The sequence below is a fragment of the Microbacterium sp. PAMC21962 genome (assembly GCF_019443465.1).
GTDB classification, from domain to species: Bacteria; Actinomycetota; Actinomycetes; order Actinomycetales; family Microbacteriaceae; genus Microbacterium; species Microbacterium hominis.
Window position 1 is genome coordinate 2,494,916 of sequence record NZ_CP080381.1, and the last position, 19,737, is coordinate 2,514,652.

The 19,737-nt window shown below is 69.9% G+C and carries 18 protein-coding genes; 6 read left to right on the top strand and 12 right to left on the bottom strand.

What is annotated here, in order from left to right; all coding sequences use genetic code 11:
- Positions 1 to 34: 34 nt before the first annotated feature.
- From KY498_RS11960 to KY498_RS11970, 3 genes are all read right to left on the bottom strand, one after another.
- A complete protein-coding gene (locus tag KY498_RS11960) occupies positions 35 to 1,366 on the bottom strand; it encodes a GAF domain-containing protein (RefSeq protein WP_060960847.1) in 1,332 nt (443 codons plus the stop codon).
- 163 nt (positions 1,367 to 1,529) lie between these two features.
- Complete coding sequence (locus KY498_RS11965; protein WP_101305171.1) at positions 1,530 to 2,969, bottom strand: CCA tRNA nucleotidyltransferase; 1,440 nt, start codon at positions 2,967 to 2,969, stop codon at positions 1,530 to 1,532.
- Between the two features lie 59 nt (positions 2,970 to 3,028).
- Positions 3,029 to 4,600: a methyltransferase gene (locus KY498_RS11970; protein ID WP_191009273.1), complete on the bottom strand. Its 1,572-nt coding sequence runs from the start codon at positions 4,598 to 4,600 to the stop codon at positions 3,029 to 3,031.
- Positions 4,601 to 4,780: 180 nt separating this feature from the next.
- On the opposite strand from KY498_RS11970, the gene KY498_RS11975 reads away from it, so the two are divergent.
- The 4 genes from KY498_RS11975 to trxA all read left to right on the top strand — a co-directional run bounded on the left by KY498_RS11975 (position 4,781) and on the right by trxA (position 10,077).
- Complete coding sequence (locus KY498_RS11975; RefSeq protein ID WP_191009272.1) at positions 4,781 to 6,976, top strand: DUF6049 family protein; 2,196 nt, start codon at positions 4,781 to 4,783, stop codon at positions 6,974 to 6,976.
- Positions 6,969 to 8,579, top strand: coding sequence for a murein biosynthesis integral membrane protein MurJ (murJ, locus tag KY498_RS11980; RefSeq protein WP_191009271.1), 1,611 nt, complete (start codon positions 6,969 to 6,971; stop codon positions 8,577 to 8,579). The genes KY498_RS11975 and murJ overlap by 8 nt, the downstream gene beginning before the upstream one ends.
- Before the next feature lie 103 nt (positions 8,580 to 8,682).
- Positions 8,683 to 9,663: a thioredoxin-disulfide reductase gene (trxB, locus tag KY498_RS11985; RefSeq protein WP_191009270.1), complete on the top strand. Its 981-nt coding sequence runs from the start codon at positions 8,683 to 8,685 to the stop codon at positions 9,661 to 9,663.
- Positions 9,664 to 9,753: 90 nt separating this feature from the next.
- Positions 9,754 to 10,077 (top strand): thioredoxin, encoded by a 324-nt coding sequence (trxA, locus tag KY498_RS11990; RefSeq protein WP_060960822.1) that lies wholly within the window; start codon positions 9,754 to 9,756, stop codon positions 10,075 to 10,077.
- A gap of 72 nt (positions 10,078 to 10,149) precedes the next feature.
- Here trxA and KY498_RS11995 read toward each other — a convergent pair whose 3' ends face one another.
- The 9 genes from KY498_RS11995 to rpmH all read right to left on the bottom strand — a co-directional run bounded on the left by KY498_RS11995 (position 10,150) and on the right by rpmH (position 16,333).
- Positions 10,150 to 10,491: a hypothetical protein gene (locus KY498_RS11995; protein ID WP_060960823.1), complete on the bottom strand. Its 342-nt coding sequence runs from the start codon at positions 10,489 to 10,491 to the stop codon at positions 10,150 to 10,152.
- A gap of 9 nt (positions 10,492 to 10,500) precedes the next feature.
- Positions 10,501 to 11,526, bottom strand: coding sequence for a ParB/RepB/Spo0J family partition protein (locus tag KY498_RS12000; protein WP_191009269.1), 1,026 nt, complete (start codon positions 11,524 to 11,526; stop codon positions 10,501 to 10,503).
- On the bottom strand, positions 11,526 to 12,461 hold the full coding sequence (locus KY498_RS12005) for a ParA family protein (protein WP_101307108.1): 936 nt from the start codon (positions 12,459 to 12,461) through the stop codon (positions 11,526 to 11,528). Before KY498_RS12005 ends, KY498_RS12000 begins: the two co-directional genes overlap by 1 nt.
- 681 nt (positions 12,462 to 13,142) lie before the next feature.
- Positions 13,143 to 13,796 (bottom strand): 16S rRNA (guanine(527)-N(7))-methyltransferase RsmG, encoded by a 654-nt coding sequence (rsmG, locus tag KY498_RS12010; RefSeq protein ID WP_191009268.1) that lies wholly within the window; start codon positions 13,794 to 13,796, stop codon positions 13,143 to 13,145.
- Between the two features lie 4 nt (positions 13,797 to 13,800).
- Positions 13,801 to 14,307 (bottom strand): R3H domain-containing nucleic acid-binding protein, encoded by a 507-nt coding sequence (locus KY498_RS12015; protein ID WP_060960826.1) that lies wholly within the window; start codon positions 14,305 to 14,307, stop codon positions 13,801 to 13,803.
- Between the two features lie 28 nt (positions 14,308 to 14,335).
- A complete protein-coding gene (gene yidC / locus KY498_RS12020; protein ID WP_219879382.1) occupies positions 14,336 to 15,460 on the bottom strand; it encodes a membrane protein insertase YidC in 1,125 nt (374 codons plus the stop codon).
- 3 nt (positions 15,461 to 15,463) lie between these two features.
- Positions 15,464 to 15,850, bottom strand: coding sequence for a membrane protein insertion efficiency factor YidD (gene yidD / locus KY498_RS12025; RefSeq protein ID WP_223849537.1), 387 nt, complete (start codon positions 15,848 to 15,850; stop codon positions 15,464 to 15,466).
- Positions 15,847 to 16,185: a ribonuclease P protein component gene (gene rnpA, locus KY498_RS12030; RefSeq protein WP_101305164.1), complete on the bottom strand. Its 339-nt coding sequence runs from the start codon at positions 16,183 to 16,185 to the stop codon at positions 15,847 to 15,849. The genes yidD and rnpA overlap by 4 nt, the downstream gene beginning before the upstream one ends.
- A 10-nt stretch (positions 16,186 to 16,195) precedes the next feature.
- On the bottom strand, positions 16,196 to 16,333 hold the full coding sequence (gene rpmH / locus KY498_RS12035) for a 50S ribosomal protein L34 (protein WP_005054680.1): 138 nt from the start codon (positions 16,331 to 16,333) through the stop codon (positions 16,196 to 16,198).
- A gap of 327 nt (positions 16,334 to 16,660) precedes the next feature.
- On the opposite strand from rpmH, the gene dnaA reads away from it, so the two are divergent.
- Together dnaA and dnaN are read left to right on the top strand one after the other, a co-directional pair.
- On the top strand, positions 16,661 to 18,079 hold the full coding sequence (dnaA, locus tag KY498_RS12040; RefSeq protein ID WP_060960829.1) for a chromosomal replication initiator protein DnaA: 1,419 nt from the start codon (positions 16,661 to 16,663) through the stop codon (positions 18,077 to 18,079).
- Between the two features lie 470 nt (positions 18,080 to 18,549).
- Positions 18,550 to 19,692, top strand: coding sequence for a DNA polymerase III subunit beta (gene dnaN / locus KY498_RS12045; protein ID WP_060960830.1), 1,143 nt, complete (start codon positions 18,550 to 18,552; stop codon positions 19,690 to 19,692).
- Positions 19,693 to 19,737 lie beyond the last annotated feature (45 nt).

The following is a 19,737-nucleotide window of genomic DNA, read 5'->3' on the forward strand; positions in this document are numbered from 1 at the left end:
AGCTCCGGCGGAGTTGTGCACGCCGGGGCGGGGCTCACGCCTCGAGCTTCTCGATCCGTGCGACGAGCCCGGCGCGGCGGGGAGACCGGGCGGGCAGCATCTCGAGGGCCAGACGCAGGACCTCCACGTCCTCGGCGCCGTCGTCGGTGTCGGCGTACGCGAGCAGCACATCCACGGACGCCTCCGTCATCAGGGCGTCGCGCAGCGCGAGCCGCACCGAGTCGCGGAACTCCTCCACCCCGGGCGCGACCGAATCGGGAAGCACCCGCCCGCGGTAGGCGGCGAGCGCCACCCGGTGGGCGCCCCGGCCGAGCAGCGCGACGACCTGATGCGCATCGGTGTGCAGCTCCGCGGTGAGGCGGTAGGGCCGGGAGGCCGGGACCAGCTGCGGCGCAACCCGCTCCAGCACCTTGCGCAGCCGGACGAGTTCCGGCCTCAGCGTCCCCTCCGCGGCATCCTCGCCGTAGACGAGCTGCCCGAGGCGCTCGGCCGACAACCCCTCGCGGTGCACCGCGAGCATGAGGAGGATCTCGGCGTGCCGCGCCGACAGCTCTGTCACCGTCGCACTGTCGGGGCCGGCGACATCGAGGAGCGCCTTGTCCCGCCCGAGGACGCGGAGCATCGTCGTCGCCGCCCGCGGAGCCGGTGCCGCGCGGCGGATGCGGCTCGGTGCGGGAGCCTGAGCCCGCGCTCTCAGTCGCCCGACGAGGAGTTCGGCTTCCACCGCGCGGGCGGTCGCGTCGACGAGGAGCTGCGCCTGGGGCGTGGCGGCATCGCTGTCGCCGGTGACGTCGATCACCCCGAGCACGCGGCGCGTCTCGGGGTCGTAGACGGGCGCGGCCGTGCAGGACCACGGCTGGACGAGCCGGTTGTAGTGCTCGGCTCCGTGGATCTGCACCGATCGCCCGAGCGCGAGCGCCGTGCCGGGTGCGGAGGTGCCGACCGCCTCCTCCGACCAGTTCGCGCCGGCCACGAAACCCATGTCGCCGGTGAGCGACCGCACACGCCGGTCTCCCTCGACCCACAGGAGTCGTCCCACGGCGTCGCCCACGGCGACGACGACGCCCGAGTCGCTGTCCTCGCCGCCGGGCAGCAGCAGGGAGCGGATCATGTCCATGGCGGCGGCGAGCGGGTGCGCCCGCCGGTAGGCCTCGAGCTCGTCGTCACCCAGATCGAGCGGGGGCAGCCCTTCGGCCCCCACCAGGTGCGCCAGCGACCGGCGCCAGGAATCCTGCACGAGCGGGCGGATCTGACCCAGCCGCGGATCGCCGACGTTGCCACCCACGAGCTCCTCGTGCGCGCGCTCGATGAGCAGACGCGACGTCTCGGGCGAGACCTCGCGGCGCGATGACCACGGCGAGGGCACGGCGACTCCGTTCACCAATGAGGAGGTGTCGTCAGTCTAAGTCGCGAACCGCCAAGATTCGGCCGAGCCGCCAAGATTCGGCCGGCCCGCCGGATAGCGGCTCGGCCGGGCAGTGGCGGCTCGGCGATCGCGGCGCGGCGCGGGGGCGGGCGCGGGGGGCGGGTCAGCGGGCGGACCACCAGGCGCGCAGGCGCTGCTCGGCGGCATCCGCGCCGATCGGACCCTCGTCCAGGCGCACCTCCAGCAGGAAGCGGTACGCCTCCCCGACCTCGCGTCCGGGCGGGATGCCGAGGATCTCCTGGATCCGGTTGCCGTCGAGCTCGGGGCGGATGGCGGCGAGCTCCTCCTGCGAGGCGAGCTCGTCGATGCGCCACTCGATGTCGTCGTACGCGCGGCGCAGGCGCGTCGCCTTCTTCGCGTTGCGCGTGGTGACGTCGGCGCGGGTGAGGATGTGGAGCCGCTCGAGCTGATCACCGGCATCCCGCACGTAGCGCCGCACCGCGGAGTCGGTCCACGCGCCCTCGGCGTAGCCGAAGAAGCGCAGGTGCTGCTCGATGAGCTGCGTGACCGCGGCGATGGTGTCGCCGTCGAAGCGCAGCGCCTGCAGGCGCTTGCGGGCCAGACGCGCACCCTTGACGTCGTGGTGGTGGAAGCTCACGCCGCCGCCCGGCTCGAGCTTGCGCGTCGCGGGCTTGCCGATGTCGTGCAGCAGTGCGGCCAGGCGCAGCGTCGTGTCGGGCGCCGCCCCCGGATGCCGGGCGTGCTCCAGCTCGATGGCCTGGCGCAGCACCGTGAGCGAGTGCTCGTAGACGTCCTTGTGGTGGTGGTGCTCGTCGACCTCGAGCCGCAACGCCGGCACCTCGGGCAGGATCTCGCCCATGAGCCCGGTCTCGACGAGGATCCGGATGCCGCGCACCGGGTCGTCCGTCGCGAGCAGCTTCACCAGCTCGGCCTGCACCCGCTCGGGGCTGACGATCTCGATCGTCGCCCGCAGGCGCTCCATCGCGTCCAGCGTGGCCGGGGCGACGTCGAACTCGAGCTGGCTGGCGAAGCGGGCGGCCCGCAGCATGCGCAGCGGGTCGTCGCCGAAGCTGACGTCGGGGTCGCCCGGCGTGCGCAGCACGCCCGCGAGCAGGTCCTCGACACCCCCGGTCGGGTCGACGAGCGCCGGCACGGGAAGGCGCAGCGCCATGGCGCCCACGGTGAAGTCGCGGCGGGCGAGGTCGTCCTCCAGGCGGTCTCCGAAGGCGACCGTGGGCTTGCGCGTGACCCCGTCGTAGCTGTCGGCGCGGTACGTCGTGATCTCGACCTGCTCGGACGTCCCGCTCGGGCCGGTGATCTTCGCACCGATGGTGCCGAACGCGCGCCCGATGTCCCACGTCGCGGTCGCCAGCGGCTTCACGATGCGGAGGATGTCGTCGGGGCGCGCGTTCGTCGTGAGATCGAGGTCGTGGGTGGGGCGGCCGAGCAGCGCGTCGCGCACCGGACCGCCGACGATCGCCAGCTCGAACCCCGCCTGGGCGAACGCCGCACCGAGGGAGGCCATGATCGGAGAAGTCGCGAGCGACCCCAGCCGGTCGAGGCCTTCGGCCATGTTGAGCATGGTCTCCAGACTACCGGCGCGCCTTCCGTCGCCCCCGCCCGCGACCGTCGTGCGACCCCTCACGCCAGCCGCAGCATCCCGGTGAAGACGAGCTCGCGCACGCGCGGCAGCAGGTCGGCGCGGAGGGCGCCGGCATCCACCTCGAGCAGCTCGGCGATCGCGTCGGAGAGCTGTCCGACGGTGAGCTCGCCGTCGGAGGCGCCGACGAGGGCGGCCAGGGCCGGGTCGACCTCGACGGTGCGGGCGAGCCCGCCGCCCTGGCGCAGCTCGATCACGCTCGGGGCCTCGGCGCCCGGCAGATGATGACGGGCCTCGGTGACGTCGCCGGCCACCACGGTTTGCGCACGGGCCAGGGCGTCGTCGTCGAGCAGTTCCAGTGCGTCGAAGGCCTGCAGCGCGGCGGACAGGTGCCGGCCGAGTCCTCCCGAGGTCTCCGGCAGGGCGTGGGTGATGCGTTCGTAGCGCGCCAGCGCGGCGACCCCGGATGCCGGTCGTCGCAGCAGGATGTAGCCGAACCCGATCGCGTCCACGCCGCGCGCCGCGAAGTCGTCCAGCCACGCATCGACGAGGGCCGCGTAGCCGGGGGTGCCGGGGGCGGTGCCGCCGTCGCGGACCCACAGTTCCGCGTACGCGAGGGGGTCGAGCCGCTCCCGCTCGATCACCCAGGCCTCGAGGGGCACGGGCGAGGCGGCCACCCAGGCGCGGACGCGCTCGAGGCCGTCGCCGCCGTCGCGATACTCCCAGTTGCCCAGCAGCTGCGCCGTCCCCTGCGGAGCGAGCACCTCGCCCACCCCTCGGACGAACGCCGCGACGAGGTCGTCCCCCGCGAACCCCGCGTCGCGGTACTCGTACTCGGGAACGCCGGCGACGCGGGGGGTGATGACGAACGGCGGGTTCGACACGACGCGGTCGAACCGTTCGCCCGCGACGGGCTCGAAGAGGCTGCCGTGTCGGGTCTCGATCCCCCCGACGCCGTTCAGGAGCGCGTTGAGCGTCGTGAACGCCAGGGCGCGCGGCGACAGGTCCGTCGCGACGACGACGGCATCGGTGACGGCATCGGCGGAGGCATCCGCGGATGCCGCCAGCGCGCGGTGCGCCCGCAGCGCCTGGATGCCGCAGCCCGTGCCGACGTCGAGCACCCGTCGCGCGGGCGTCGCGAGCTGCAGGCCGGCGAGGGTGAGGGAGGCGCCGCCGACACCCAGCACGTGGCCGGTCGGCAGTGGTCCCCCCAGCGCCGCCTCGTCGAGATCGCTCGCGATCCACCAGTGCCCGGCGCCGTCCGCGTCGGCGAAGCCCTGCGGTCGCACGAGCGCGAGCGGTGTCACCTCGGCATCGTCGATGCGGGCCAGACCGAGCGTCGCGAGTCCGCCCGCGCCGAGGTGGGGCAGCGCGCGGTCGACGGCGTCCCGCGGCGTGCGGACGCCGAGGAACAGCAGCCGCGCCAACGTCGCCGATGCGTCGTCCCGTGTTCCCAGGGCGGCGAGCGCGGGTCCGTGCAGACCGTGCCCGACGGCGTCGTCGGCGAGAGGGCCCCACCCGGTCCGCACGGCGTCTGCGGTGTAGCCGGCGGCCGCCAGATCGCGGCGGAGGTCGGCCACGAGGGCGGGATCGGGGTTCAGGGGATGGTCCACAGCATCCCATCCTCACGCACGCGGGGCGGTGCCGGCGGTGCGGGACCGAGACGGGACCGACGGATGCCGCCGCGCGCGGATACCGGCGCCCGCGGCCCGTCACGGGTCGCGCACAGGGCGGGGACCCTAGAATCTGACCTGATCGTGCGGTCAGGGATCGCACAGGAGCCGATTCCCGACATGACCTTTCCTCTTTCCCGTCCCGCGCGCCGGACTCCCGACGGAGTCGGGACGAGTCGCCGTCGCCGCGCGCGCTGGCGGAGCGCCGTCGCCGTCGCGATGGCCCTCGTCGTGGCCGCGCCCGTCGCCGGCACCGCGGTCGCCGCGACCGGGGCGCCCGCCGAGAGCGGGAGGCTCACCGTCGCGGTGTCGCCGTCGGGCAACGGGGTCATCGGCGCGTCGGTGTTCTCCGTCACCTTCTCGGTGACCAACACCGGCGATGCGCCCGCTGCCGGGGGCACGGTCAGCGTGGCGCTGACCCGGTCGCCCTTGACCACCGCCGCCGAGGTGACGGCGTGGCTGGACTCCGACGCGCGCGCCGACACCGAGGTCGCGACGGCGGCCGTGACGGCCGTCGCCGCGCGCGGGACCGCGACCTCGACGACCGCGATCGACCTGGCCGCCACCGGCGGCGACCTCGCCCCCGGTGTCTACCCCGTGAGCGCGGCGTTCCCCGCCGCCCAGGGCGATCTCGTCGCACACACGGCGATCGTCGTCCCGGATGCCGCCTCCTCCGGCGGAGGCGTCGCCGTCGTCGTGCCGCTGACGGCGCCCCCCACCACCACGGGGCTGCTCACGTCGGACGACCTCGCCACGCTGACCGCCGCCGACGGCGGACTCCGCATCCAGCTCGATGCGGTGACCGGCACCACCGCGATCCTCGCCGTGGATCCCGCCATCGTCGCGGCGATCCGTGTGCTGGGTACGGCGGCGCCCGCATCGGCTCAGCAGTGGCTGTCCGACCTGCTCGCGCTGCCGAACTCGCGTTTCGCGCTCCAGTTCGGCGATGCCGATCTCGCCACCCAGTTCGCCGCGGGGCAGGACGAGCCGCTCTCCGTCTCGAGTCTCGACCCGTACATGTCGGCACGGAACTTCGCGACGACCGGCACGCCGCTCCCGGCATCCTCGGAATCGCCGAGTGCATCGTCGACACCCACGCCGGCGGCCGCTCGCACGCTGCCGAGCCTCTCCGAGCTCCTCGACATCGGCGCGACGCGCACCGGGGTGTTCTGGCCCGCGACCGGGTCGGCGACGGCGGGGCTCGTTTCCGCCCTCGCGACCGGCACCTCCACCGGCACCGACGAGAGCGAGACGCCGCTCACCCTCGTGTCATCGAACACCCTCACGGGCGCGGTGGGGGCGCGAGCGGATGCCGAGGGGGCCGCGATCCTCTCCTACGACGCGGACGTCTCGGCGGCGCTGCGGACGGCGTCGCTCGCCTCGGACGGCGTCCACCAGGGCGCGGGGCTCGCCGCGGCATCCGCCTATGCGAGCCTCGCCGTTCAGGGCTCGTCCGCCTCGGCGCCCCTACTGGTCGTGATCGACCGGGCCAGCGGCCGCTCGTCCACCGGCCTGCGGGCGGCGATCACCGCGGCGACCTCGCTCGCCGGTCGCACCGCGATCGATCTGTCGGCGGTGGCCGCTGCGCCCGCGACGGCCGTCACGGTCACCGGTGGCACCGCACCCGACTCCGCACGCGTCGACGCCCTCCACGGCCTGCTCGACGACGAGACCGCCCTTTCGGCGTTCGCGACCGTGCTCAGCGATCCCGCTCTCCTGACGGCCCCCGAACGCGCCAAGATCCTGCAGCTGCTCGCCAACGTCTGGCTCGCGGTGCCCGATCAGTTCGCCACGGCGGTCAGCGATCACCGCGACGCGACGGCGAAGACGATGAGGGCCGTCGCCATCGTTCCGCCCAGCGACATCACCCTGCTCGCCTCGTCGGCGCCGCTCACCTTCTCGGTGCGCAACGATCTGCCCTGGCCGGTCACCCTCACCCTGTCGGTGAACCCCAACGACCCGCGCCTGATCGTCCAGAAGACCGCGGAGGTCTCGGCCGGCTCCGCGCAGAGCACGCGAGTGCAGGTGCCCGTGCAGGCACGCGTCGGCAGCGGCGAGTCCACCCTCGACCTGCAGCTGCGCAGCACCGCGGGCGTGCCGATCGGATCGGAGGTCCGCGTCGCGGTGACCGTGCGCGCCGAGTGGGAGTCGGTGGGCATCGTGCTCATGGTGGTGCTGATCGGAGCGATGCTCGTGCTGGGTCTGATCCGCACCGTACGCAAGCTGCGTCGGCGCGGCGCGGCCTCACCCGCCGAGGACGAGCACGGCGAAGCGCCGCAGAAGGAAGCCCCGCAGAAAGAGGATGTCGATGGCTAGTCTCGGTCGCGCGAGCGCCATCATCGGAGCGGGCACGCTCTTCTCGCGGGTCACCGGTCTGGTGCGCTCGGTCGTCCTCGTCGCCGTCATCGGTTCGTTCGGCAGCAAGGCCGCCGACGCCTTCAGCGTCGCGGCCATGCTGCCCACCAACGTGTACGAGCTGCTCGCCGCCGGCGTGATCACCGGCATCCTCGTGCCGCAGATCGTCAAGGCGGCCGCGCACACCGACGGCGGTTCGCGGTACGTGTCGAAGCTCCTCACGCTCGGCGCGGTCGTCCTCGTCGCCGCGACAGCGCTGATGATGGCGCTCGCGCCGGTGCTGATCTGGCTCTACGCGGCCAGCTGGGGGCCGGAGCAGAAGGCCCTGGCCACCGCCTTCGCCTACTGGCTGCTGCCCCAGCTGCTGTTCTACGGCCTGTTCGCCCTGCTGGGCGAGGTGCTCAACGCGCGCAAGGTCTTCGGCCCGTACAGCTGGGCACCGACGGTCAACAACATCGTCTCGATCGCGGGATTCGGGGTGTTCCTGGTCGTCTTCGGCGGCCCGTTCACCGCGATCGGCGACTGGGATGCCGGGATGATCGCCCTCCTCGGCGGCACCGCCACCCTCGGCATCGCGATGCAGACGGTCGTGCTGCTCTTCTTCTGGAAGCGCACCCGCCTGCACATCCGTCCCGACTTCGGCTGGCGTGGCATCGGCCTGCGTCACGTCGGCACCCTGGCCTGGTGGACGTTCCTCGCCGTCGTGGTCGGTCAGCTCGCCGGTATCGTGCAGTCGCTGGTCGTCACCCAGGCCTCCGGCGAGGCGAGCGTCACCGTGATGGTGTACGCGTGGCTGATCTTCATGCTTCCCCACTCGATCGTCGCCATGTCGATCTCGACGACGTACTTCACACGCCTCGCCGAGGAGATCACCGCGGGCCGCCTCGACCGGGTCGCGCCGAACCTCGACGAGTCGATCCGCGCGATCGCGCTGTTCGGTTTCGGTTTCACGGCGGCCATCGCCGCGGCATCCGTCGCCGTCTCGCGGGTGTTCACCACCAGCACCGACGGCGCGGTCGCGATGGCCTGGGTGCTCTGCGGGTACCTGATCGCCCTCGTCCCCTTCGGCGTGCTGGTGATCATCCGCCGGGCGTTCTTCGCCTTCCAGGACACGCGGACGCCGTTCGTCTTCTCCCTCGTCCAGGCGTCGCTGGCCGCCCTCGGCGCCGTCATCGCCGTAGCCGCCGTCGGCATGGGTCTGCTGCCGCTCGGGTTCCTCGCCGCCGCCGTCGCCCTCACCCAGTCGCTCTCCACCTACGTCCAGCTGCCCGTCGCCCTGCGTCTGCTGCGTCGCCACACCGACACGGCGCCGCTGCGCGCCACCTGGCGGTCGCTCGGGCGGTTCACGGTCGCCGCCGTCCCCGCCTTCGCCGCCGGATGGCTGTTCTTCCTGTTCCTGGGCGGCGCCGACGGATGGCCCGCGTCGGACCGTCTGCTCGGCGCGGTGGCCGGAGCACTCGTGGGCGGCGTCGCCCTGCTGGTGTACGTCGCCGCCCTCGCGCTGCTGCGGGCTCCCGAGCTCGCCATCGGCAGGCGGATGCTGCGGCGCCTCATCGGGCGCTGACGAGCGCGCCGCGCGGTGCACCGTCTGCTCGGAATGCCCCGCGGTTAGCATTGGTTGCACGCACTGGAGCCCGTCAGGGGCTCGTGCGGAAAGGGAAGAGCACGTGCGACAGGTCATCATCATCGGTTCCGGTCCGGCCGGATTCACCGCCGCCATCTACGCGGCGCGGGCGAACCTCTCGCCGCTGCTCATCGCGAGCTCGGTGGAGGCGGGCGGCGAGCTGATGAACACCACCGAGGTGGAGAACTTCCCCGGTTTCCCCGAGGGCATCATGGGACCCGACCTCATGGCGAAGATGCAGGAGCAGGCCGAGAAGTTCGGCACCGAGGTCGTCTACGACGACGTCGTGAAGCTCGAGCTGACCGGCGACGTGAAGAAGGTCGTCCTCGGCAGCGGGACGGAGCACGAGGCCGAGAGCGTCGTCTTCGCCACCGGCTCGGCACCGCGCAAGATGGGCATCGAGGGCGAGTCGCGCCTGTCCGGACACGGCGTCTCCTACTGCGCGACGTGCGACGGGTTCTTCTTCCGCGAGCAGGCCATCGCCGTCGTCGGTGGCGGCGACTCCGCGATGGAGGAGGCCACGTTCCTCACCAAGTTCGCGTCGAAGGTGTACATCATCCACCGCCGCGACCAGCTGCGCGCCTCCAAGATCATGCAGGAGCGCGCCTTCGCGAACGAGAAGATCGAGTTCGTGTGGAACAGCGAGGTCGTCGACGTGCTCGGCGGTGACGCCGTGACGGGTCTGCTGCTGCGCGACACCGTCGACGGTTCGACGCGAGAACTGCCTGTGACCGGGGTTTTCGTCGCGATCGGCAACGACCCGCGTACGCACCTCGTGCACGACTCGCTGAAGCTCACCGAGCACGGCACCGTGTGGGTCGACGGCCGCTCGTCGCGCACGTCGGTTCCCGGCGTCTTCGCGGCCGGTGACGTCGTCGACCCCATCTACCGCCAGGCGGTGACGGCGGCCGGCAGCGGTACGACGGCCGCCCTCGACGTGGAGCACTACCTCGCCGCGCGCGGCGACGCCGGTGCGCCCGAGGTGGATGCCGCCGAGATCGACGGGCTCGAGCCCGTCGCCTGAGCCCCGCACGGGTCGGGGAACATCTCCGGCATCCGTCGCGTTTGATACCCCAGAGCCGCACGATGGCGGCTCGCAACGAAGGAGACAGACATGACCGCCAAGGCCACGAGCGAGAGCACCTGGCAGCAGGACGTCATCGACGCCGAGGGACCCGTGCTGGTCGACTTCTGGGCCGCGTGGTGTGGTCCGTGCCGCATGGTCGGACCCATCCTCGACGAGATCCAGTCGGAGAACGGCGACAAGATCACGGTGCTCAAGCTCAACGTCGATGAGAACCCCAACCTCGCGATGGAGTATCAGATCACCTCGATCCCCGCGATGAAGGTGTTCAACAAGGGCGCGGTCGAGAAGACGATCATCGGCGCCAAGCCGAAGTTCGCGCTCGAGCAGGACCTCGCCGCATACCTCGGCTGACGACCCTCGCGCGTGACGCCGCCACGTGCGGCCCACCGCAGATGCACGGCAGACTCACCGCACCGGCGTTGATCAGGATGCCTCGGCTCGCACCGAGGCGTCCCAGCGCCGGTGCGGTTCGCTTCCCAGCAGACGCCACACGGCACGCGTGAGCGGCGGGTAGTCGAACGCGATCTGGCGAAGCACGCGATAGTTCCTCGCCGCCGTGGGCTTGTTGCCGCCGTCCGACGCGATGTTCTCCGCGCGCAGCGTGAGGACCACCAGCTCGTCGACGGAGGGCAAATCCTCCATGAAGTCCCAGGGATCTTCACCGTCGCGGATGCGCTCCTCGATCAGCACCGACAGTTCGTCGGATGCCTCCGCGCGCAGCAGCTCCAGACTGGCGCGCCGGGGAAGGTGAGGACGATCGGTCACCCTGCCAGCCTACGCGCCGGCTCCGACGCCGTACTCGGTCTCCCCCAGTTCCCCCAGGATGCGGTTGAGATCCTGGATCGTGGCGAAATCAATGTTGATCTGGCCTTTTCTCGCACTCAAAGTGATCTTCACCTTGGTGTTGAGGCGGTCACCGAGTCGCTCGGCGACGTCATCGAGGTGGGCCCGACGGGCGCCGGCCCTGGGTGCCGGACGCCGTGCGCCCAGCTCCGCCGCTCCCTTCGCCGCAGCCTCCGCGGCGCGCACCGAGAGGTCTTCGTTGACGATCTTGTCGGCGAGCCGCTGCATCGCATCGGAGTCGTCCAGCGAGAGGATCGCGCGTGCGTGCCCGGCACTGATGACACCGGCCGCGACGCGCTGCTGCACCGGCATCGGGAGCTTGAGCAGGCGGATCGTGTTGCTGATCTGGGGCCGCGAACGGCCGATGCGCGACGCGAGCTGCTCCTGAGTGATGCCGAAGTCCTCGAGGAGCTGCAGATACGCCGACGCCTCCTCGAGCGGGTTCAGCTGCGACCGGTGGAGGTTCTCGAGAAGCGCGTCGCGTAGGAGATCCTCGTCCGCCGTGTCGCGGACGATCGCCGGAATGGAGGTGAGGCCCGCCTCGCGTGAGGCACGGGTGCGGCGCTCACCCATGATGAGCTCGTAGGCGCCGTCCTCGTTCAGGCGCACGACCACCGGCTGCAGCACCCCGAACTCCCGAACGCTGTGCACGAGCTCGGCCAGGTCGTCGGCGTCGAAGTTGGTCCGCGGCTGGCGGGGGTTGGGGACGATGTCGTTCGGATCGAGCGAGATCAGGCGCGCACCGGGCACCGCGACGAGGTCGCCGGGGGTGTCATCGGGCGTGGATGCTGCGGCATCCGCCTGTCCCCCGGCATCCGTTGCATCGGCGGCATCCGGCGTCGGTACGGTCGCGAGGGGCGCACCCGGGAAGAAGACGTCGACGGGCCGCGCCTCCGCGCTGTCGGCGGTGGGGATGAGGGCGCCGATTCCACGGCCCAGACCGGTGCGTTTGGCCATCAGGAGTTCTCCTCGTTCGTGGTGGTGCGCTGTCCGCGTTGGACGAGTTCGACCGCTGCCTCGCGGTAGGAGACGGCGCCGGCGGACTGTCCGTCGTACGCGATGACGGTCTGGCCGAAGCTCGGCGCCTCGGACACGCGGACCGATCGCGGGATGACCGTGTGGAGCACCTCGCGAGCGAAGTGCTGGCGAACCTCGTCGGCCACCTGCTGCGCCAACCGAGTGCGTCCGTCGTACATCGTGAGCAGGATCGTCGAGAGGTGCAGCCGCGGGTTGAGGTGCTTCTGGATCATCCGGACGCTCCCCAGCAGCTGACTGAGGCCTTCCAGGGCGTAATACTCGCACTGGATCGGGATCAGGAGCTCCCCGGCAGCCGTGAACGCGTTGATGGTGAGCAGTCCCAGCGAGGGCGGGCAGTCGATGAGGATGAAGTCGAGGCGCTCGTCGGCCTGTGCCAGATAGTCCTCGATGGCCGTCCGAAGGCGATGCTCGCGGGCCACCTGCGACACCAGCTCGATCTCGGCGCCGGCGAGGTGGATGGTGCTGGGAGCGCACAGGAGGTTCGGCGACTCCGGGCTCGTCTGAATGATCTCGGCGAGGGGGAACTCGTCGATCAGCACGTCGTAGACGCTCGGGATATCGGCCGAGTGCGGCACCCCCAAGGCCGTGGATGCGTTGCCTTGCGGGTCGAGATCGATCACCAGGACGCGAGCACCGAGAGAAGCGAGGGCCGCGGCGATGTTGACGGTGGTCGTGGTCTTGCCGACCCCGCCCTTCTGGTTCGACACGGTGAGGATGCGTGTCTCGCCGTGGAAGTCGACCGTGACGGCGTCCAGCGCTCGGCGGCGGGATGTGAGATCCGCGAGCTCCCGCGCGATGGGGCTGTCGTCGATGGAGAAGGGTGCGGGTGCGGTCGCGTTCTCCGGTTCCGGCACCATCAACTCCTGTCTTTTCGGGACTCTTCTACTGTAGTCGAGGGGTCCCACACCCTGGTCATCGAGACCCACCGCCGACGGGGTTTCACGTGAAACCCCCGGCGCCTTTGCGCGTTTCGACTCGCCTCGCTCGCTGACTCCCGGTCGTTGAGCGAGGCGCGCAGCGCGGAGTCGAAACGTCCCGTTTCACGTGAAACATGTGCGGGCGTCTGTGGTCGAGCGACGTTTCGACTCGCTCCGCTCGCTCAACGGCCGGTGGTCACTCTGCCCATGCCGGTCGTTGAGCGAGGCGCGCAGCGCCGAGTCGAAACGCCCCGTTTCACGTGAAACAGGTACCCGCGTGCTTGCCACGTTTCGACTCGCTTCGCTCGCTCAACGGCCGGGACTCGCGCTACTCCGTCCCGTTCGTTGAGCGAGGCGCGCAGCGCCGAGTCGAAACGGCCTGTTTCACGTGAAACACCTACCAGCGTCCTCGCCACGTTTCGACTCGCTTCGCTCGCTCAACGGCCGGTGGTCACTCTGCCCATGCCGGCCGTTAAGCGAGGCCTCACGTTTCGACTCGCTCCACTCACTCAACGGCCGGGGCTCGCGCTACCCGTCCCGGTCGTTGAGCGAGGCGCGCAGCGCCGAGTCGAAACGCCCTCACGTGCGTTTCACGTGAAACATCTGGCGGCGGCGCGGTCAGGCGGAACGGGTGGCGCGGAGAACGCGGGTCGGCTCGGAGATGATGCCCTCACCGACGACCTCGACGCGCACATCGCTCAGCTTGTACTTGCGGATGGCCTTCTCCGCCGCGGCGATCTCGTTCTCGGCGTTGACGCCCTTGAGGAGGATCAGCTCTCCTCCGGCGCGCAACAGGGGAACGGTCAGGGGGATAAGGGTGCGCAGGGCGCTCACGGCGCGCGCGGTCACGGCATCCAGCACCGCACCCTCTTTCCACTCCTCACCCCGAGCGCGCACGACTGCGACGTTGTCGAGCCCGAGCTCGTCCTTCTGCTCCTGCAACCAGGCGACGCGACGCTCCATCGGCTCGATGAGCACCCACTCGACGTCGGGGCGGGCGATCGCGAGCACGAGCCCGGGAAGACCCGCGCCCGAGCCGACGTCTCCGACACGGGCTCCCGCAGTAAAGAGGGGAGCGGCGATCGCGGAGTTGAGGATGTGACGGTTCCAGAGACGGGGCGGCTCGAGCGGGCCGATCAGTCCGCGTTCCTCACCGTACGCGCCCAGCGCGGCAGTGAAGCGACGCGCGAGGTCGATACGGCCACCGAAGAGGGATACCGCGACGGCCGGCTCATCTTCGATCACCGGTGTTTCACGTGAAACATCGTCCATCGGATCAGGAGCGGCGGATGACGGTGTGACGGTCGGCGCCCTCACCGTAGGACTCGGACACGAGACCCCGGTCCGCGACGATGTCATGGACGAGCTTGCGCTCGTAGCTCGTCATCGAGGGGAGCGAGGCCTGCGTCGCCCCTTCGTCCAGGCGTGCGATCGCACGATCCACCAGCTTCTCCAGCTGGCGCTGCCGCGCATCGCGCGAGCCACCCACGTCGAGGATGAGGCGGGAGAAGCGTCCGGTCTTCGTCTGCACCGCGATGCGCGTCAGCTCCTGCAGAGCCTGGACGGTGTCGGGTTCGGCGAGCAGACGAAGGGATGCCGGGTCATCGTTCTCCACCGAGACGTACGCTCGGCCGCTGCGGACGTCGAGGGCGAGGTCGCCGTCGATGTCCGCGATGTCCAGCAGGACCTCGAGGTAATCGGCGGCGATGTCGCCCTCCTGCTCGAGCTGCTCGATCGTGGCCGCGGGGCGCTCGGCCGCGTCGTGGTCGGAAGTGGTGCTCATGACTGTTCCTCGAGAGACGTCGACCCGGTCACGAGTCGGTGTTGGGCTTGGTGTTCTTCGACTGCTTCTTGGCGCGCTGCTTGCTCACCGGCTGCTGACGCTTGGGAGCCTGCGCCTTCGCCTTCTGCGCCTCTTCGTACAGACGCTGCTGCTCGGCCTGGTACTTCTCGAGCGGAACGATCTTGCCGTTCGCGTCGATCGCCTTACCCTTGCGCGCCAGCCTCTCCTCACGTGCCTTCGCCGCCTCGGAACCTGGCGTGGGCAGGTTACGGATGACGAGGAACTGCTGCACCATCGTCCAGATGTTGGACGTGAACCAGTAGAGGACCACACCCAGCGGGAAGAACACACCGGAGAAGATGAAGGCCAGCGGCAGGATGTACAGCATGATGCGCTGCATCTGGTAGGCCTGGCCGGTCTTGGCCTCGGGGGAGAGGTTCTTCGAGATGATCTGCAGCTGGGTGATGAACTGCGACGCGATCATCAGGATGACCAGGACCACGAGGATCGCGACGGTGGCCTCCCAGCCGTCGGGCTTCTGGTTGAACGCCTCGATGAGACTCGTGTGCAGGGGAGCGACGCCGAACAGCTTCGCCTCGTAGAACTGCCACGTCAGGTCTTTGCTCAGCAGACCGACGCCGCCCACGCCCCACTCCGCGTGCTTCTTCACGTCGCTCAAGGTGTAGAACATGCCCAGCAGGATGGGCATCTGCACGAGGAGGGGCAGACAGCTGGAGACCGGCGTGGTGCCGTGCTTCTTGTACAGCGCCATGGTCTCGCGACTCATGGCCTCACGGGAGAGCTGATCCTTCTTCCCGCGGTACTTCTCCTGAACTTTCCGCAGTTCAGGAGCGATTTCCATCATCTTCCACTGGCTCTTGATCTGCCGCACGAAGAGGGGGATCAGGGCACTGCGCACCACGATGACGAGCCCCATGATCGACAGGACCCAGGTGAGTCCGGCATCGGCCGGCAGGCCCACCGAGGTGAAGATCCAGTGCCAGAACACGAGGATCGCCTCGACGATCCACTTGAACGGCCACATGATGGTGCTGAAGAAGTCGAGGCTGCTCGACGGCGCGGGCGTCGTCGGCGTCGGCACGACCGGGGTCGGCGTCGCAGCGGCGGCGGCGGCATACAGAAGATCCAGCACGGATCAGTCCTTTCTCGGCGAGGAGTCCGCGGACCCGTCGTCTGTGGATGGCACGACGAACCCATGACGGGTCAGCTCGTGTCGGAAGTGCGCGTGCGGGGGCACGTCGTCGATTCCACCACGGGCCCAGGGGTGGCATCGCGCGAGGCGAGCTGCGGTGAGCGCCGATCCCTTGAGGAGACCGTGCTGCTGCACAGCGCCGACGGAGTACGCCGAGCACGACGGGTAGTACTTGCAGACGTCGCCGTAGAGATGGGAGATCGTCGCACGGTACGCGTGCAGGAGGACGAGCCCGGCGTTGCGGGGAAGCAGCGGCACCGCACGCAGCGCCGACGTCGGCGAGAGCCGGCCGGAGCCGAGCGCGTAGGAGGGAAGTGTCGAGGTGCTCACGCCGCGGCCCGTCGGGCGAGGCAGCGCGTGACCTCCGCGCGCAGCTGTGCGAAGTCGGCGGATGCCGCGGACGGAAGTGCCCGGATGACGACATCCGCTCCACGGCCGACGCCGGGAAGGGCTTCGGCGCAGACGGCCTTCAGCCGACGTCGCACGGTGTTGCGCGTGACGGCGCCGCCGACCTGCTTGCTGACGATGAAGCCGAACCGCGCGGGGCGGTCTTCGGCGGACGCGATGACGTAGGTCACCGTGTGCGGCGCGGCACAGCGGACGCCCCTGCGGACGACGGTCTTGTACTCCGCCCCGCGGGTGATGCGGTTCCCGCGCGCCAGCACTTTCGTCGGATCAGGCGGACAGCTCGGTGCGACCCTTGGCGCGGCGCGCCGACAGGATCGAACGGCCGGCACGCGTGCGCATGCGGGCGCGGAAGCCGTGCTTCTTGGCGCGACGACGGTTGTTGGGCTGGAACGTACGCTTGCTCATGAGGATCACTCCGGATCGGCGGTCACCCGAACGCTCTAGACCGGGGACACGGGGTACAGGGACTGTCCGGGGGCGTCCGAGGGCACCCCAGGGCATAAGTCAACCGACTAAGGCTACGTCGAGAGCGACGAGAACTCAAACCGGCCGAGCCGGACGGCACATTATCCACGGACTGTGGATAGCGTCTGGTGAAGACACGCGGGGCGGATCTACAGTGGATTTTGCTCTTCACAGGGTCGCTGACTACCGTGACTGCGGTAGTTATCCACAGGCTCGATCGTCGTTCACGATCGCCTGTGCCGCACCGATCGCACCCCCGGAGGGGACATGTCACAGCACGATATTCCGGATGTCCCCGTCTGGACCGCAGTGCTGCAGGAGCTGTCGGGCGACGAACGGGTGACCCCCCAGCTGCAGGGGTTCATCAGTCTCGCCGTCGCGCAGGGCGTGATGAGCGGCACCCTGTACCTCGACGTGCCGAACGACCTGACGGCCGCACAGCTGAACAAGCGGCTGCGCGCACCGATCATGGAGGCGCTCGCGCGCGTCGACGCCGAGCCGGCCGCATCCTCGTTCCGCGTCGTGGTGAACCCGGAGCTCGCCGACGCCCACCTCACCGTGCCCGTCCCGGTGCAGTCGGCATCCGCTCCCGTGCCGATCGCGCGGCCTGCGGCGGACGACTACGTGGAGACCGCGGCCGCGCCGTCGCGCAACGACACGCGACTGAACCCCAAGTACAGCTTCGACAACTTCGTCATCGGCCAGTCCAACCGCTTCGCCCACGCGGCCGCCGTCGCCGTGGCCGAGGCGCCGGCGAAGGCGTACAACCCGCTGTTCATCTACGGCGACTCGGGTCTGGGCAAGACGCACCTGCTGCATGCGATCGGCGACTACGCGCTCAGTCTGTATGCGGGCATCCGCGTCCGGTACGTCTCGAGCGAGGAGTTCACGAACGACTTCATCAACTCGATCGCCAACAACCGCGGATCCGCCTTCCAGGCGCGCTACCGCGACGTCGACATCCTTCTCATCGACGACATCCAGTTCCTCCAGGGCAAGGCCGAGACCCAGGAGGCCTTCTTCCACACCTTCAACACGCTGCACGACCACGACAAGCAGGTCGTGATCACCAGCGACGTCCCCCCGCGTCACCTGACCGGGTTCGAGGACCGCATGCGGAGCCGGTTCGAATGGGGCCTCATCACCGACGTCCAAGCCCCCGACCTCGAGACCCGCATCGCGATCCTCCGCAAGAAGGCGCAGTCCGAGCGGCTGCTCGTCCCCGACGAGGTGCTCGAGTACATCGCCACCAAGGTGTCGAGCAACATCCGCGAGCTCGAGGGCGCGCTGATCCGGGTGTCGGCCTTCGCCAGCCTGAACCGCTCCAATCTCGACATCTCCCTCGCCCAGACGGTGCTGCGCGACATCGTCGACACCGACGACGCCAACGTCATCTCGCCGACCGACATCATCACGGCGACGGCGCAGTACTTCCGCCTGTCGGTCGACGACCTCTACGGATCCAGCCGGTCGCAGTCGATCGCCACGGCCCGTCAGATCGCGATGTACCTGTGCCGCGAGCGCACGAGTCTCTCCCTGCCGAAGATCGGCCAGCTGTTCGGCAATCGCGATCACACCACGGTCATGTACGCGTACAAGAAGATCAGCGAGCTCATGAAGGAGCGCCGCTCGATCTACAACCAGGTCTCCGAGATCACCACGCAGCTCGGCCGCGTCGGACGCTGACCTCTCGCCCGCGGCATCCCGCGGCCCGCAAGACCCCCGGCCACGAAACCGGGGGTCTTCTGCGTGCGGAGCGCTTGACATCGGCGCACGGGCGCCGCCAATATGCGCGTTCTGCACAGTGTGGACAGGCTGTGGATAACTCCACTTCCCCGTGGACTCTTGTGAGTCGATGGCCCGAAGCTGTGGATGACAAGAATGTCTCGACCGGGGTGCACGATGGCGTCCGCACCGGCTCTCCGCATCGCGCCCACAACTTACACGCGTGTGGTTTCCCTGTCGCGACTGGGATCGGCGGAGTTGTCCACAGTTTCCACAGCCGTTAACACCATGACAGAGACCTTCCTTAGAGAATCCGATTCGATCACCTCTGCGGTGCGAGGCGTCGGAGGCGGTCGACGGGATGCCGGGACAATCCGTTCCGGTCGGGGCACTAGCATGGGAGGGCCCTACTCGACGTCAAGGGAGCGCCAGTGAAGTTCCACGTGAATCGCGATGTGTTCAGCGAGGCCGTGTCATTCGTCGTCAAGCTCCTGCCGCAGCGGAACCCGCAGCCGATCCTGGCGGGTGTGCTGATCGAAGCATCCGACGAGGGGCTGTCGCTGGCGGCGTTCGACTACGAGGCCTCGGCGCGCACGACCATCGAAGCGACCGTCGACGAGCCCGGCACGATCCTCGTCCACGGCCGACTCCTGTCGGAGATCGCCAGCCGTCTGCCGAACGCGCCGATCCAGATCGAGGTCGGTGAGGACGACGGCATCGTCCTCAGCTGCGGCTCCGCCCGCTTCACCCTCGCCTCGATGCCGGTGCAGGAATATCCCGCGATCCCCGAGGTCTCGGGCGAGTCGGGTCTGGTCCCCGCGGAGGATTTCGCCACCGCGATCGCCCAGGTCGCCTTCGCCGCGTCCCGCGACGACGTCACCCCGGTGCTCACGGGTGTGCAGCTCGAGGTCGCCGGCACGCAGCTGAGCCTCGTCGCGACCGACCGCTACCGCGTCGCCCTGCGCGACGTCGCGTGGGACGGCGGCGGTGTCGCCGGCGACGAGTCGACGACCGCGCTCGTCCCCGCGCGCACGCTCACCGAGGTCGGCAAGACCTTCGCCCACTCGGGTGACATCCAGGTCGCGTTCTCCGGCTCGGGAGATCGGGAGATCATCGCGTTCACCGCCGGCAACAAGACCGTGACGTCGCTGCTCATCAAGGGCAACTTCCCGCCCGTGCGTCGGCTGTTCCCCGAGCAGACCGACCACTACGCCGTCGTGAACACGGCCGAGCTCGCCGAGGCGGTGCGACGCGTCGCCCTCGTGCTCGACCGTTCCGCTCCGCTGCGCTTCACCTTCACCGAGGACGGCGTGTCGATGGATGCGTCCGGCACCGAGCAGGCGCGGGCGACCGAGTCCGTCGATGCGACCCTCGCGGGCGAGGAGGTCACGCTCGGGTTGAACCCGCAGTACCTGCTCGAAGCGCTCGGCGCCGTCAAGAGCGAGTTCGCGCGCATCACGTTCACCTCGAGCGACAACGCGAACAAGCTCAGCCCGGTGCTCATCACGCCGCAGACCTCCGGCACCCCGGAGAGCTTCAAGTACCTGCTGCAGCCGAATCTCCTGCTGCGCTGACGATCCTCGCGTTCCGACCGGCGTCGGCGCTGCCGCATAGGCTGG

Bases quoted from the DNA above. Each gene is read 5' to 3' on its own strand.
- KY498_RS12000 (WP_191009269.1), bottom strand. From the start codon at position 11,526: ATGGCCAAACGCACCGGTCTGGGCCGTGGAATCGGCGCCCTCATCCCC.
- trxA (WP_060960822.1), top strand. From the start codon at position 9,754: ATGACCGCCAAGGCCACGAGCGAGAGCACCTGGCAGCAGGACGTCATC.
- KY498_RS11965 (WP_101305171.1), bottom strand. From the start codon at position 2,969: ATGCTCAACATGGCCGAAGGCCTCGACCGGCTGGGGTCGCTCGCGACT.
- murJ (WP_191009271.1), top strand. From the start codon at position 6,969: ATGGCTAGTCTCGGTCGCGCGAGCGCCATCATCGGAGCGGGCACGCTC.
- rpmH (WP_005054680.1), bottom strand. From the start codon at position 16,333: ATGAGCAAGCGTACGTTCCAGCCCAACAACCGTCGTCGCGCCAAGAAG.
- dnaA (WP_060960829.1), top strand. From the start codon at position 16,661: ATGTCACAGCACGATATTCCGGATGTCCCCGTCTGGACCGCAGTGCTG.
- rsmG (WP_191009268.1), bottom strand. From the start codon at position 13,796: ATGGACGATGTTTCACGTGAAACACCGGTGATCGAAGATGAGCCGGCC.
- KY498_RS12015 (WP_060960826.1), bottom strand. From the start codon at position 14,307: ATGAGCACCACTTCCGACCACGACGCGGCCGAGCGCCCCGCGGCCACG.
- KY498_RS11975 (WP_191009272.1), top strand. From the start codon at position 4,781: ATGACCTTTCCTCTTTCCCGTCCCGCGCGCCGGACTCCCGACGGAGTC.